A 13,245-nucleotide genomic window follows, 5' to 3' on the forward strand; every position below is an offset into this window, starting at 1 on the left:
CGCCCGCGCTAGGTTCGCCTCATGACGCCGAGCACCGCGCTGCTCACCGACCGCTACGAGCTGACGATGCTGCAGGCCGCGCTCGCCGACGGCACCGCGCACCGGCGCTGCATCTTCGAGGTGTTCACGCGCCGGCTGCCGCACGGGCGCCGCTACGGCGTGCTCGCCGGCACCGGCCGGGTCCTCGAGGCGCTGGCCGACTTCCGCTTCGGCGAGGCGGAGCTGGCATGGCTGGAGCACGAGAGGGTGGTCGACGAACCGACGCTCGCCTGGCTGGCGGACTACCGGTTCACCGGCGACATCGTCGGCTACGCGGAGGGCGAGGCGTTCTTCCCGCTCTCGCCCGTCATGGTGGTCGAGGGCACGTTCGCCGAGGCGGTGCTGCTCGAGACGCTCGTGCTGTCGATCCTCAACTACGACTCCGCGGTGGCGTCCGCCGCCAGCCGCATGACGAGCGCCGCGGTGGACCGGCCGGTGCTGGAGATGGGCGCGCGCCGCGCGCACGAGGACGCCGCGGTGGCCGCCGCCCGGGCCGCGATCATCGGCGGCTTCGTCGGCACCTCCAACCTCGAGGCGGGGCGCCGCTACGGGCTCCCGACGATCGGCACCGCCGCGCACGCCTTCACGCTGCTGCACGACGACGAGGTGTCCGCCTTCGCCTCGCAGGTGGCGCAGGCGGGGGTCGGCACCACGCTCCTGGTCGACACGTACGACGTCAAGAAGGGCGTGCAGCACGCGCTCGAGATCGCCGGCCCCGGCCTGGGCGCGGTGCGTCTCGACTCCGGCGACCTGGCGGTGCAGGCGCAGGAGGTCCGCGCCCAGCTGGACGCGGCCGGCGCGCACGCCACGAAGATCGTCGTCACCTCCGACCTCGACGAGTACGCGATCGCCGCCCTCGCGGTCGCGCCGGTGGACTCGTACGGCGTCGGGACGTCGCTCGTCACGGGCTCGGGCGCGCCCACGTGCGGCATGGTCTACAAGCTCGTCAGCCGCGAGCGGGCCGACGGCACCATGCAGCCGGTCGCGAAGGTGTCGCAGTCGAAGGCGAGCGTCGGCGGCCTGAAGGCGGCCGCGCGCCGGCTCGGGCCGGACGGGCGCGCCACCGAGGAGGTGCTCGTCACGGGCGCCGAACCGACGGTGCGCGCGTGGCGCGAGCGCGCGCGGACGGAGCCCGACGAGGCGCTGCGCCCGCTGCACGTGCCGCTGGTGACCGCCGGCGTGCCCGACGAGCGGTGGACCGGCGTGGCCGGGGTGGCCACCGCCACCGCCCGCCACCACGCCTCCCGCGAGGAGCTGCCGCGCGGCGCGCGGCGCCTGTCGTCCGACGAGGCGGCCCTGCCGACGGTGACGCTGACCCTGTAGCGGCTCTGTCCCCCCGCCGCGCGGAGCGACGACGGTGACGCTGACCCTCGTGCGGCTCCGTCCGGCCGTGCGGCCTGCCGGCGGCGGCGCGGACGCCGGGCGTCACGCGCCACCGCCGGCCGTCGCTACACGCGGCTGCGTCTGGCCAGCCCCATGATCAGGCTGACGACCAGCACGGCGATGCCGATCCAGATGAGGAACTTCGCCGCCGTGATGGCGACGCCCAGGATCAGCAGCACCACTCCGACGATGATGAGAAGAAGCCAGGCCGGCATGACGGCCTCCTTCCGGGTCTACCCCACGAAAGGCGCCGGGACGGTCCCGCCCGGGTCCAGCCCCTCGAGCCTGGCAGGTGCGCGCGGATCCCGCTCGCCGAGGCGCCGTCGCCGCAGGTCAGGCCCGCCCGACGAACCACTCGCGCAGCATGCTCACGCGCGCCTCGATCTGGTCGGCGGTCGCCAGGGCCACCTCCGGCCCGCCACACCGGCGCCGCAGCTCGGCGTGCACCGCGCCGTGCGGCTGGCCCGATCGCCGGGCCCACGCGGAGACCAGCTGCGAGAGCTCCTTGCGGAGCGTCGCGTGGCGGCGGTGCTCGGCCTCCGCGACGGCCGTCGCGTCGGCCGCCCGGTCGCGGCGGCGGGCGCGCAGCTGGTCGGCCTGGCGCTGGCGCAGCAGCGTCGCCACCTGGTCGGCGTCCAGCAGGCCGGGCAGGCCGAGGAAGTCCAGCTCCTCGTCCGAGCCGACGGCCGCCTCGAGCCCGAACTCGTCGCCGTCGAACAGCACCCGGTCGAACGAGGCCTGCGCCTCCAGCGCCTGGAAGCTGCCGACGACCCCGTCGGCGCCGACCTCGTCGGACGCCCGCTCCTCGCGGTTGGCGTCGGCGAGCAACGCGTCCTCGGGGACGAAGTCGCCCTCGGGGACGGGTCGGTCCAGCGCGTGGTCGCGCTCGACCTCCATCGAGTTGGCCAGCGCCAGCAGCTGCGGCACGTTGGGGAGGAACACCGACGCGGTCTCGCCGCGCTTGCGGGCGCGGACGAACCGGCCGATCGCCTGGGCGAAGAACAGCGGCGTCGCGGCGCTCGTCGCGTAGACGCCCACCGCCAGCCGTGGCACGTCCACGCCCTCGGACACCATCCGCACGGCCACGAGCCAGCGCTCGTCGGAGGCCGAGAACTCCTCGATGCGGGCGCCCGCGCCCTCGTCGTCGGACAGCACGACCGTGGGCGAGGACCCCGTCAGCCGCGCGAGGTGCCCGGCGTACGCCCGGGCGTCGGCCTGGTCGGTGGCGATGACCATCGCACCGGCGTCCGGGACGGTGCGGCGCACCTCGGTCAGTCGGCGGTCGGCCGCCGCGAGCACCGAGCCGATCCACTCGCCGTCCGGCGCCAGGGCGGTGCGCCAGGCCTGGGCGGTGACGTCCTTCGTCGTCGGCTCCCCCAGCCGGGCCGCGACCTCGTCGCCGGCGCGCGTGCGCCACCGCATCGACCCGCCGTAGGACAGGAAGATCACCGGCCGCACCACGTGGTCGCGCAGCGCCTGCTCGTAGCCGTAGGAGTAGTCGGCCACCGAGCGGCGGATGCCCTCGCCGTCCGGCTCGTAGCGGACGAACGGGATCGCGGCGGTGTCGGAGCGGAACGGCGTGCCGGTGAGCGCGAGTCGTCTCGTCGCCCCCTCGAACGCCTCCCGGACGGCGTCGCCCCAGGTCAGCGCGTCGCCGCCGTGGTGCACCTCGTCGAGCACGACGAGCGTCGGGGCCGCCGCGGTGCGCGCCGCGTGCAGCGCGGGCCGGCTGGCCACCTGCGCGTAGGTGACGGCGACGCCGTCGAACCCGTGCCCGTGCCGGCCCTGCGCGTTGCGGAACCCGGGGTCGATCCGGATCCCGACGCGGGCCGCCGCATCCGCCCACTGGTGCTTGAGGTGCTCGGTCGGCGCCACCACGGTGACCCGGCGCACCACGCGCGAGGCCAGGAGCTCGGCGGCGATCCGCAGCGCGAACGTCGTCTTGCCCGCGCCGGGCGTGGCCACCGCGAGGAAGTCACGCGGGGCGGCCGCCCGGTACTGCTCGATCGCCTCGGCCTGCCAGGCCCGCAGCCGGTCCGCGGTCCCCCACGGCGCACGACCAGGGAACGCCGGTGGCAGCTGCGATGCCGCCGCCGTCGAGGCGTGCGTGCTGTAGGGGGTGGGACCGGACGACGGGATCTCGTCCGGGGCGCTCACTTGCCGCGGCCGCCGAACCAGCCGCGCCGGCCGCCGCCGGACCCGCCGGGGCCACCCGAACCGCCCGAGTCGTCACCGTCCTGCGGCCCGCGCAGCCCCTCGTAGATCTCCTTGCACACGGGGCACACGGGGAACCGGGACGGGTCGCGGCCCGGCACCCAGACCTTGCCGCAGAGCGCGACGACGGGCTTGCCGCTCACGGCGGACTCGAGGATCTTCTCCTTGCGCACGTAGTGCGCGAACCGCTCGTGGTCGCCGGGCTCGAGCTCCTCCCGGACCTCCTCGCGCTCCAGCACCGAGGTGGCGCGGCCCGTGTCGGGCGCGTCGTCGGGTCCGGGCACGGGGGGAAGGGGCTCGCTCACTGTCCGATCCTAAGCACGCCGCGGACGCTCGCTAGATCGTCTGCCAGGCGGGCTTGTCGGCGTAGGTCTGCCGGAAGTAGTCGGCCAGCTGGAGTCGGCCGGCGGCGGCGTCGTCGACCAGGACGGTGGCGTGCGGGTGGTGCTGCATGATCGTCGCCGGCCACATCGCGCTCACCGGCCCCTCCACCAGCTGGTGCACCGCCTCGGCCTTGTGCCGGCCGGTGGCCAGCAGCACCAGGTGCCGGGCCGACATGATCGTGCCCAGCCCCTGCGTCAGGCAGTGGTGCGGCACCGCCTCCAGGTCGCCGCCGAAGAACCGCGCGTTGTCCTCGCGCGTCTGCCGCGTCAACGTCTTGATCCTCGTCCGGCTGGCCAGCGACGAGCCCGGCTCGTTGAACCCGATGTGCCCGTCGGTGCCGATCCCCAGGATCTGCAGGTCCACCCCGCCGGCATCGGCGATCGCCGCCTCGTACGTCGCGCACGCCGCCGCCAGGTCCTCGGCCAGGCCGTCCGGGCCCTGCACCGCCCCCGGCGCGAAGTCCACCCGGGAGGCGATCTCCCGCTCGATGACGGTGCGGTACCGCTCCGGGTGGTCGGCCGGCAGGCCCACGTACTCGTCGAGCATGAAGCCCCGCGCCGCCGCGAACGACAACCCGTTCTCCGTGTGCCGGCGCGCCAGCTCGTCGTACACCCGCAGCGGGCTCGACCCCGTCGCCAGACCCAGCACCGCCGCCGGCTTGACCCGCAGCAGCCGCTCCACCGCATCGGCCGCCAGCGCCGCCAGCTGCGCCTCCGGCGCGATCACGACCTCCATCAGACCTCCCTCGACCCGACCAGCGCGGCGCCGACCGCGCCGACCGGCACGCCGGCAGGCGCCAGCGCCACGCGCCGTGCCATGCCCATGGACGCGAGGAACTCCGAGTCCCCGGCCTCCCGCTCCAGCTCGGCGCGCACCAGCCCGGCCAGCCTCTCACCCAGCTCGCTCACCCCGCCGCCGAGGACCACGCGTTCCACGTCGTCGGTGAGCACGAGCACGCGCACGGCCGCGGCGACGGCGCGGATGAACTCGTCGCGCACCTCGAGCGCCGCGGCGACGCCGGCGTCCGCCGCGTCGAAGAGTGCCAAGGGCGCCGGGACACCGGCCCCCGTCGGCCATCGCGCCGCGAGCGCCGAGCCCGAGGCGTACCGCTCGAGGCACCCGCGCTGCCCGCACGGGCACGCCCGGCCGTCGGGGATGTAGACGAGGTGGCCGATCTCCCCCGCCGCGCGGTGCGCGCCGCGGCGCAGCGTGCCGTCCAGCAGCAGGCCGGCGGCGAGCCCGGTGCCGAGGGCGAGGAACGCCAGGTCTCCGTCCTGGCGGCCCGACAGGTGCGCCGCGCCGAGTGCCGCGCAGTTGAGGTCGTTCTCGAGGCGCACCGGCAGGTCCGCGACGCCCGCCGAGACCAGCGAGGCCAGCGGCACGCCGTCGCCGATCCCCAGGTTGACCGCGTGGGCCACCGAGCCGCGCGTCGGGTCGACGATGCCCGGCAGGCCGATCCCCACGCCGCTGAGCGCGGCCAGGTCCACCCCGGCCTCGTCGGCCAGGGCCTGCGTGGCCTCCACGGCGGTCCGCGCGATCCCGTCACCGCCGTGCCGGCTGGGCAGCCGGACGCTCGTCACCAGCTCGCCGTCGGGGCCCACGAGGACGCCCAGCACCTTGCTGCCGCCGACGTCGAGGCCGACGGACCACCCGGGGCGCGGCCCGGCGACGACCCACGCCGCACGCGGGTCCGTGTCGGAGACGCTCACGTCAGCCCTTCACCGCCCCGGACACCAGTCCCGAGGTCATCCGGCCCTGCACGAACAGGAAGAACACGATCACCGGCAGGGCGATGAGCGTCGAGGCCGCCATCACCTGGCCCCAGTCGATGTCGCGCGCGGCACTCGTCTGGATGAAGCCGCGCAGCCACAGGGGCAACGTTCGCACGTTGTCGGCCTGGAGGACGACGAGCGCGGTGGTGAACTCGTTCCACGCCTGCAGGAACGCGTACACGCCGGACGCGACGAGGCCGGGGGCCAGCAGCGGGAACGTGATGCGCAGGAAGGCCCCGAACCGCGACAGGCCGTCGACCATCCCGGCCTCCTCCAGCTCCAGCGGGACGCCGGCGACGAAGCCGCGCAGCATCCACACGGTGAAGGGGACCACCATGCCCACGTAGATGATCGAGATGCCGACCACGGTGTTGAGCAGGTGCAGCGTGCCCATGAGGCGGTACTGGGCGATGAACAGGCCCTCCGCCGGGAGCATCTGGATGACCAGGACCGCGAGGATGAAGCTCGTCCGCCCCCGGAACCGGAACCGGCTGATGGCGAGCGAGGCGAGGAACGCGAACAGCAGCGTGCAGACGACGGTCAGCGCCGTCACGGCCAGCGACATCCGCAGCGCCGGCAGGAACGTGCCGCCGCCCCACACGGACGCGTAGTTGTCGAACGAGGGGTTGACCGGCCAGAACTTGGGCGCCCCCGCGCTGAGCCGGACGTTGGACATCAGCGACGAGCTGATCATCCAGTACACGGGGAACGCCCAGACGAGCGCGACGAGCACGGCGACGACGGTGAGCACCGCGCGCCCGGGCCGGGCCCGGTGCTTGGTGGCGGTGGTGGCGGTCATGCCTGGGCCTCGTCCGTCAGAAGGCGCCGCACGTAGAACCACGAGAGCGCGATGGTGAGCAGCAGGACGAAGATCGACACGGCCGACGCCTTGCCGAAGTCACCCGAACCGATGCCCAGCTGGTAGATGTACGTGCCGAGCAGGTTGGTCTGCGACGGCGTGCCGCCGGCGTCCTGCAGCAGCCGGATCTGCGCGAACACCCGCAGGTCCCAGATGATCTGCAGCAGCAGGACGATCGACAGCACCGGCCGGATCATCGGGAGGATGATCCAGCGGAACCGGCCGAGGGAGCCGGCGCCGTCGATCTGCGCCGCCTCGAGCACGTCGCCCGGCACCTGGGTCAGGCCGGCGTAGGCCGAGAAGGCGACGAAGGGCACCGACGCCCACACGATGATGACGGTGGCGACGAAGAAGAACGACAGCGGGCTCTCCAGCCACGAGTGCCCGACGTAGTCGAGGCCCAGCTGGGTCAGCAGGTAGTTGACGACACCGCGCCGGTAGTCGAAGAGCCAGCGCCACACGGCCATCGCCGTGATGACCGGCATCGCCCACGCCAGCAGCATGGAGACCTGGACCGAGATGCGCGCCCAGCCGGGCACCGCCTTCATCAGCAGCGCGACGAGCATCCCGATGAGCAGCGTCGCCAGCGCGTTGACCAGGCAGAAGACGAGCGACCGTCCGACGACGGTCCACAGGTAGGGGTCCTTGGCCAGCGCCACGTAGTTGCCGAGGCCGACCCACGCGGCCGGCTTGCCGAACTGCTGCGCGAGGCCGAACTTCTTCAGCGAGGTGAGGACCTGCCAGACCACCGGGTAGCCGAGCGCGAGCAGGAGGATCGCGACGGACGGGATCAGCAGCAGGTACGGCAGGCCCGGGCTGCGGCGGCTGCGCAGGCGGGCCGGCCGGTGCGTCCTGGGCGCCGGCGGGGCCGACGAGCCGTGGGTGACCACGGGGACGGAGTCGGCGGAGGCCGCCGGCAGGGGTTGGGAAGACATCACCGCTCCTCGCGAGGTCGGGCGATCGGGAACGGGGTGCGGCGGCGCCGCCGCGAGGCGGCGCCGCCGCAGGGCGTCAGGACTGCCCGTTGAGCATCGGCGTGATGTCGGCGTCGAAGGCCTTGGCCGTCGAGTCGATGTCGGCGCCGGAGGCGATCTTCTGGAAGAACTCCTCGAGCTTCTTGCTGTTCTCGAGCGCCGCCCAGCCCGGGGCGGCCGGGGTGAGCTTGGCGTTGAGGGCGGACTGGCTCAGCGCCGTGGCGAACTGGTCGGTGCCGAGCGAGCTGACGTAGTCGGTGTTCGCCGGGCCGAGGCCCGCCTTGCCGAGCATCTGCTGGTACTCCGGGGAGAAGATGATCTTCAGGAGGTTCTTCGCCAGCTGCGGGTGCTGCGACTTGGCCGAGATGCCGATGTTGGAGCCGCCGGCGAACACGGGGGCGGCGCCGCCGTCCACGCCCGGCAGGACGAAGACGCCGAACGTGGCGTCGTTCCAGTTGCGGACGTCCTTGCCGTCCTTCTGGGCCAGGTCGCCGATGGACCAGTGGGCCCATCCGGGGGCCAGGATGGTCGCCGCGTCGAGCGAGTAGCTCGTCAGGGTGCCGTCAGCCGCCTTAACCGAGTCGGAGTCGTTCAGGTGGTTGTACGTGTTGGCGTCCGTGGCGTCCTTCGGGGCCTTCGACGCGGTGGTCCAGATGGCCTGCAGCTGCTTGAGGCCTTCCTCGGTCTTCGGGTCCTCGAACGTGGCCTTCCACGAGCTGCCGTCCTTGACGGCGATCTCGCCACCGTTGGCGAAGATCCACGAGATGCCGTTGCGCCAGTCCTGGCCACCCAGCCACAGGCCCGAGAGGTTCTTGACGCCCTTCGGGTCCTTCTGGGCGATCGTCGCGACGTCCGCATTGAACTCGGCGAGCGTCTTCGGCGGCGTGGTGATGCCGGCGGCCGCCCAGAGGTCCTTGCGGTAGAACACGTAGCGCGAGCCGAAGTAGTAGGGCAGCGTGTAGTTCTTGCCGTCGACGACGCCGGCCTCGACGAAGCCCTTGAGCAGCTTGTCGCCGCCGAGGGACGCGACCTGGTCGGTGATGTCGAGGAACGCGCCCACGTTGGTGAACGTCGAGGACTGGGTGTTGCCGAGCTCGGTGACGTCGGGGGTGTTGGCGGCGTCGGGCAGCGCGGTGGTGAGCTTGGTGACCAGGTCGCCCCAGCCCTGCTCCTCGATCGTGAGCGTCGAGCCCGGGTTCTCCTTGGCGAACTCGGTCTTCAGGTACGTCCGCAGATCGTCGGGCGTGTCGCTGCCGACCAGCCACAGCTTGATGTTGGCAGCCTCCGCGGCCGCGGGCGTGGTGGGCCCGGCGGCGGTGCCGGTCCCCGTGGCCTGGGGGGTGCTCGGGTTCGACGAGCACGCTGCCAGCGCGAGCGCTGCCAGCGACCCCACGGCCACGATGCGTAGCTTCTTCACGTTGGGTTCCTTCCTGGATTGCTGGCGAGCGCCGGACGGCGCCGCCGTGTCCCTTCGACCTGCAACGCGCCGGCTCGGGATCGTCACGTGACCCCGAGCTGGCCCGACAGCACGAGCACCGCCGCCCCCGAGAGGGCCCGGTCCTCGCCGATCGATGCCGTCCGCATCTCGAGGTCACGCCCGATGACGGGCATGGTCCGCGAGCGGACGGTGCTCAGCGCCGCCTCCCGGAGGGCGCCGCCGACCAGCTCACGCGGTCCGGACAGCACGACCTCGGCGAGGTTGAGCGCACTGACGACGGGAGCGAGGGCCAGGCCCAGCTTCCGTCCGACCGACGCCAGCTGGGCGTCGGAGTCCTCCGGGGACAGCCCCGCCACGCGACGACGCAGCGCGGGCACGGAGAGCACGGTCTCGAGGCAGCCCGCGCGGCCGCACACGCACGGCAGCGGTGCCGGCTCGCCGAGGAGCACGTCGCGCTCGTCGACCACGGTCACGTGCCCGATCTCGCCCGCGGCGTCGTGCCGGCCGCGGACGAGCGCGCCGTCCAGCACGATGCCGGCGCCGACGCCCTGCCCGATCGTCACGACCATGAGCGACCCACCGGCGCCGCCGTACGTGTACTCGCCGAGCGCCTGGACGTTGGCGTCGTTGGCCACGTGCACCGGCACGCCGAGCGCGGCCTGCAGCCGCGCCGCCAGCGGCACGCCGAACCAGCCGCGGTTCGGTGCCTCCAGCACCACGCCGTCGGCGTCGATGACGCCGGGCGAGCCGATCCCGATGCCGATGACCGGCTGGGTCGCGGCCGCGAGCAGGTCGCGGCACAGCCCCTCGAGCACCGCCACCGCCTCGTCGCCGGTGCGCCCGTCGAGCGCCGCGGTGCGGCGGGCGACGACGTCGCTGGCCAGCGTCATGACGGCACCCGTCAGCGCGGCGTCGTCCGTGAGGTCGACCGCGACGATGTGGAACGCCTCGGTCTGCATCCCCACGAGCGTCGCCGGCTTGCCGACCCGCCCCCCGCCGGCGCGCACACCCAGCTCGGCGACGAGGTTCTCCCCGATGAGCTCGGCGACCAGGTCCGAGACCGTCACCCGGGTCAGGCCGGTGCTGCGCGCGATGTCGGCGCGCGACGTCGGGCCGGAGTGGAAGAGGTGGGCGAGGACGAGCGACCGGTTGTGGGCCCGCGCGTGCTCGGGCAGCACCTTCTCGGTGGGCCGCAGGGCCGGACCCAGCCTGATGGCCCGGGACGTCGTCGTCGTCACGTTTGTTAGTAGAGCGTCCTTACAAATTCGTGTCAACGCCCGTCGGGACGCCGTGACCACATCGTGATCAAGTGCCCACGCTCGCGATTCATGGGATGTCTCGCCTGGTCAGGGCATCGCGCCGGACACGTCTCCGGCCATCTCCCGTGAACCTGGGACCGTCCGGGACGATCCCACGTTCACGCAAGTCGGGCCGGCACGGGCGATCCCCCCGGCCTCAGCGGTGGGCCGCCCAGCCGAGCGCGCCCGGGTGGCGCACGGACTCCGTGGCGGCCGCGACCCCCTCCCGGAGGGCGGCCAGCGGGTCCAGGCCCCGGGCCAGCGCGGCGCCGGCCGCGCCGTGCAGCACGTCGCCGGCCCCGAGCGTGTCGACGACCTCGTCGGGCCGCAGGCGTGGCGGTGCGACCTCGTCGTACGCCCCGGAGGGCAGCCGCACGCGGACCGGGGCCGCCCCGGCGGAGCGCGCGACGAACATGGGCCCGAGCGCCGCGACGGACGCCAGCACGTCCTCGGCCGCACCGGGCTCGCGTGCCAGGGCCACGGCGGGCACGACGAGGTCCGCCGACAGGATCGCGACGTCGACCTGCGCCAGCAGGTGCTCCAGCCCGGGCTTCCAGGAGCCGGCGTCCGCCACCACCGGGATCCCCCGCCGCCGCGCCGCGGCCGCCACGGCGACGCCTGCCGCGAGGTGGTGCCCGTCGACGAGCACCGCCCCGGCCGCCGCGAGCACGTCGTCGGCCGCACGGGTGGCCGCCGGGCCCAGGTCGTCCGGCCGCAGCGTCGCGTTCGTCGAGACCACCGCGCGCTGCCCGGTCGAGGCCGTGACCAGCACCGTCGACACCGGCGGGTCCCCGGGCGAGCCGGCCGCGAGGTCGACGACGCGCACGCCCGCCGCGACCAGGCCGTCGCGCACCAGCCGCGCGATGGGCCCGCTGCCGAGGGCCGTGAGGAGCACCGCCGGCACCCCCAGGGCGGCGGCCGTGGCCGCCGCGTTCGCCGCCGGGCCGCCGAAGGTCACGTCCAGGCCACGCGCCACGAGCTTCTCGTCGGCCCCCGGGACGCGGTCGACGCGCTGGACGACGTCGAGCGTCGCCAGCCCGCAGCACACGAGCGGCGGCGCGGTCACGCCGGTCAGCGTAGGGGCGGGACGATCGGCGTGCGGCACCGGCCCGTGGCGCTGGCTACGGTGGGTCCGTCAGACCACCTCCTCGACCTGGGAGACCGCCGTGTCGTCGCCGATCGACCCCACCACCACCGCCGCCTGGGCCGCCCTGTCGGACCACGAGAGCACCCTGCGGCCGGACCTGCGCGGCTGGTTCGCCACCGACCCCGGCCGGGCGGAGCGCCTGACCTTCGGGGTCGGCGACCTGACGGTCGACCTGTCGAAGAACCTCGTCACCGACACGACCCTCGCCCTGCTCGTCGAGCTCGCCGAGCAGGTGGGGGTCGCGGACCGCTTCGGCGCGATGCTGCGCGGCGAGCACATCAACGTCACCGAGAACCGGGCCGTGCTCCACACGGCGCTGCGCCGGCCGGCGGGGACCTCACCGGAGCTGGTCGTCGACGGGCAGCACGTCGACGCCGACGTGCAGGCGGTGCTGGCGAAGATGTACGCCTTCGCGGAGCGCGTGCGCTCGGGCGCGTGGACCGGGGCCACCGGCGAGCGCGTCAAGACCGTCGTCAACATCGGCATCGGCGGCTCCGACCTCGGGCCGGCCATGGCCTACCTCGCCTTGCAGCCCTACGTCCAGGAGGGCCTGGAGCTGCGGTTCGTCTCCAACATCGACCCCACCGACCTGGCGGAGAAGACGAAGGACCTCGACCCCGCGACGACGCTGTTCATCGTCGCGTCGAAGACCTTCGGGACCCTCGAGACGCTGACCAACGCTCGTCTGGCGCGCGACTGGCTGTGGGACCGGCTCGTCGCCGAGGGCCGGATCGACGACAGCGACGCGGCGCGGAAGTCCGCGGTGGCCCACCACTTCGTCGCGGTCTCCACCGCGCTGGACAAGGTCGCGGCCTTCGGGATCGACACCGACAACGCGTTCGGGTTCTGGGACTGGGTCGGCGGGCGCTACTCGGTGGACTCGGCGATCGGGCTGTCGCTGGCGATCGCCATCGGGCCGGAGGGCTTCGCCGGCTTCCTGCACGGCTTCCACCTGGTCGACGAGCACGTCGCGACGACCCCGCTCGCGTCGAACGTGCCGGTGCTCATGGGGCTGCTCAACGTCTGGTACGTCAACTTCCTCGGGGCGCACACGCACGCCGTGCTCCCCTACGACCAGTTCCTCTCCCGGTTCCCGGCCTACCTGCAGCAGCTGACCATGGAGTCGAACGGCAAGTCGGTGCGCTGGGACGGCACGCCCGTCACCACCGGCACCGGCGAGATCTTCTGGGGCGAGCCGGGCACCAACGGCCAGCACGCCTTCTACCAGCTGATCCACCAGGGCACGCGGCTCATCCCCGCCGACTTCATCGCGATGGCCAACCCGGCGCACCCGCTGCACGACGGCGACACGGACGTCCACTCGCTCTTCCTCGCGAACTACTTCGCGCAGACGAAGGCGCTCGCGTTCGGCAAGACCGCCGACGAGGTGCGCGCCGAGGGCACCGCCGAGGAGATCGTGCCGGCGCGCGTGTTCAGCGGGAACCGGCCGACGACGTCGATCCTCGCCCCGTCGCTGACGCCGTCCGTGCTGGGCCAGCTCATCGCCCTGTACGAGCACATCACGTTCGTCGAGGGCGTCGTCTGGGGCATCGACTCGTTCGACCAGTGGGGCGTCGAGCTCGGCAAGAAGCTCGCGCTGGAGATCGCGCCGGCCCTCACCGGCGACGCCGCCGCACTGGCGTCGCAGGACCCGTCGACGAAGGCGCTCATCGAGCGGTACCTGTCGCTGCGCCACTGACGCCGGCGCACCGGTTCGGTGTGTCGGCGCCACCTCGG

General features: G+C 73.7%; 12 protein-coding genes. 2 read left to right on the top strand and 10 right to left on the bottom strand.

Going from position 1 to position 13,245, the window contains the following annotated elements:
* Nucleotides 1-21: 21 nt before the first annotated feature.
* Nucleotides 22-1,362, top strand: a complete 1,341-nt coding sequence (locus BGO37_RS13125) for a nicotinate phosphoribosyltransferase (RefSeq protein ID WP_291755543.1) — start codon at nucleotides 22-24, stop codon at nucleotides 1,360-1,362.
* Between the two features lie 125 nt (nucleotides 1,363-1,487).
* On the opposite strand, the gene BGO37_RS13130 is transcribed toward BGO37_RS13125, so the two are convergent.
* From BGO37_RS13130 to BGO37_RS13175, 10 genes are all read right to left on the bottom strand, one after another.
* On the bottom strand, nucleotides 1,488-1,637 hold the full coding sequence (locus BGO37_RS13130) for a hypothetical protein (protein WP_291755545.1): 150 nt from the start codon (nucleotides 1,635-1,637) through the stop codon (nucleotides 1,488-1,490).
* A gap of 118 nt (nucleotides 1,638-1,755) precedes the next feature.
* A complete protein-coding gene (locus BGO37_RS13135; RefSeq protein ID WP_367188112.1) occupies nucleotides 1,756-3,579 on the bottom strand; it encodes a DEAD/DEAH box helicase in 1,824 nt (607 codons plus the stop codon).
* Nucleotides 3,576-3,941, bottom strand: a complete 366-nt coding sequence (locus BGO37_RS13140) for a DUF3039 domain-containing protein (RefSeq protein ID WP_291755546.1) — start codon at nucleotides 3,939-3,941, stop codon at nucleotides 3,576-3,578. Before BGO37_RS13140 ends, BGO37_RS13135 begins: the two co-directional genes overlap by 4 nt.
* 31 nt (nucleotides 3,942-3,972) lie before the next feature.
* Entirely contained in the window at nucleotides 3,973-4,755 is a 783-nt protein-coding gene (nagB, locus tag BGO37_RS13145; RefSeq protein ID WP_291755548.1) for a glucosamine-6-phosphate deaminase, read from the bottom strand.
* Entirely contained in the window at nucleotides 4,755-5,729 is a 975-nt protein-coding gene (locus tag BGO37_RS13150) for an ROK family protein (protein WP_291755551.1), read from the bottom strand. The genes nagB and BGO37_RS13150 overlap by 1 nt, the downstream gene beginning before the upstream one ends.
* A 1-nt stretch (nucleotide 5,730) precedes the next feature.
* Entirely contained in the window at nucleotides 5,731-6,591 is an 861-nt protein-coding gene (locus tag BGO37_RS13155) for a carbohydrate ABC transporter permease (protein WP_291755552.1), read from the bottom strand.
* A complete protein-coding gene (locus BGO37_RS13160; RefSeq protein ID WP_291755553.1) occupies nucleotides 6,588-7,586 on the bottom strand; it encodes a carbohydrate ABC transporter permease in 999 nt (332 codons plus the stop codon). Before BGO37_RS13160 ends, BGO37_RS13155 begins: the two co-directional genes overlap by 4 nt.
* A 76-nt stretch (nucleotides 7,587-7,662) precedes the next feature.
* Nucleotides 7,663-9,042: an extracellular solute-binding protein gene (locus tag BGO37_RS13165; protein WP_291755555.1), complete on the bottom strand. Its 1,380-nt coding sequence runs from the start codon at nucleotides 9,040-9,042 to the stop codon at nucleotides 7,663-7,665.
* Nucleotides 9,043-9,125: 83 nt separating this feature from the next.
* Nucleotides 9,126-10,301, bottom strand: coding sequence for an ROK family transcriptional regulator (locus BGO37_RS13170; RefSeq protein ID WP_291755557.1), 1,176 nt, complete (start codon nucleotides 10,299-10,301; stop codon nucleotides 9,126-9,128).
* A gap of 217 nt (nucleotides 10,302-10,518) precedes the next feature.
* Nucleotides 10,519-11,427 carry a PfkB family carbohydrate kinase gene (locus tag BGO37_RS13175; RefSeq protein WP_291755558.1) on the bottom strand — a complete coding sequence of 303 codons (909 nt, stop codon included), beginning with the start codon at nucleotides 11,425-11,427 and terminating at the stop codon, nucleotides 10,519-10,521.
* Between the two features lie 100 nt (nucleotides 11,428-11,527).
* Here BGO37_RS13175 and pgi point away from each other — a divergent pair, with 100 nt between their 5' ends.
* Nucleotides 11,528-13,207 carry a glucose-6-phosphate isomerase gene (pgi, locus tag BGO37_RS13180; RefSeq protein ID WP_291755559.1) on the top strand — a complete coding sequence of 560 codons (1,680 nt, stop codon included), beginning with the start codon at nucleotides 11,528-11,530 and terminating at the stop codon, nucleotides 13,205-13,207.
* The last annotated feature ends 38 nt before the right edge of the window (nucleotides 13,208-13,245 follow it).

It is taken from the genome of Cellulomonas sp. 73-92, from assembly GCF_001898175.1.
In the GTDB taxonomy this organism is placed as follows: Bacteria; Actinomycetota; Actinomycetes; order Actinomycetales; family Cellulomonadaceae; genus Cellulomonas.

What these genes read in the sequence shown, in the direction of transcription:
- BGO37_RS13125 (WP_291755543.1), top strand. Translation starts at nt 22, where the DNA reads ATGACGCCGAGCACCGCGCTGCTCACCGACCGCTACGAGCTGACGATG.
- BGO37_RS13130 (WP_291755545.1), bottom strand. Translation starts at nt 1,637, where the DNA reads ATGCCGGCCTGGCTTCTTCTCATCATCGTCGGAGTGGTGCTGCTGATC.
- nagB (WP_291755548.1), bottom strand. Translation starts at nt 4,755, where the DNA reads ATGGAGGTCGTGATCGCGCCGGAGGCGCAGCTGGCGGCGCTGGCGGCC.
- BGO37_RS13155 (WP_291755552.1), bottom strand. Translation starts at nt 6,591, where the DNA reads ATGACCGCCACCACCGCCACCAAGCACCGGGCCCGGCCCGGGCGCGCG.
- BGO37_RS13160 (WP_291755553.1), bottom strand. Translation starts at nt 7,586, where the DNA reads ATGTCTTCCCAACCCCTGCCGGCGGCCTCCGCCGACTCCGTCCCCGTG.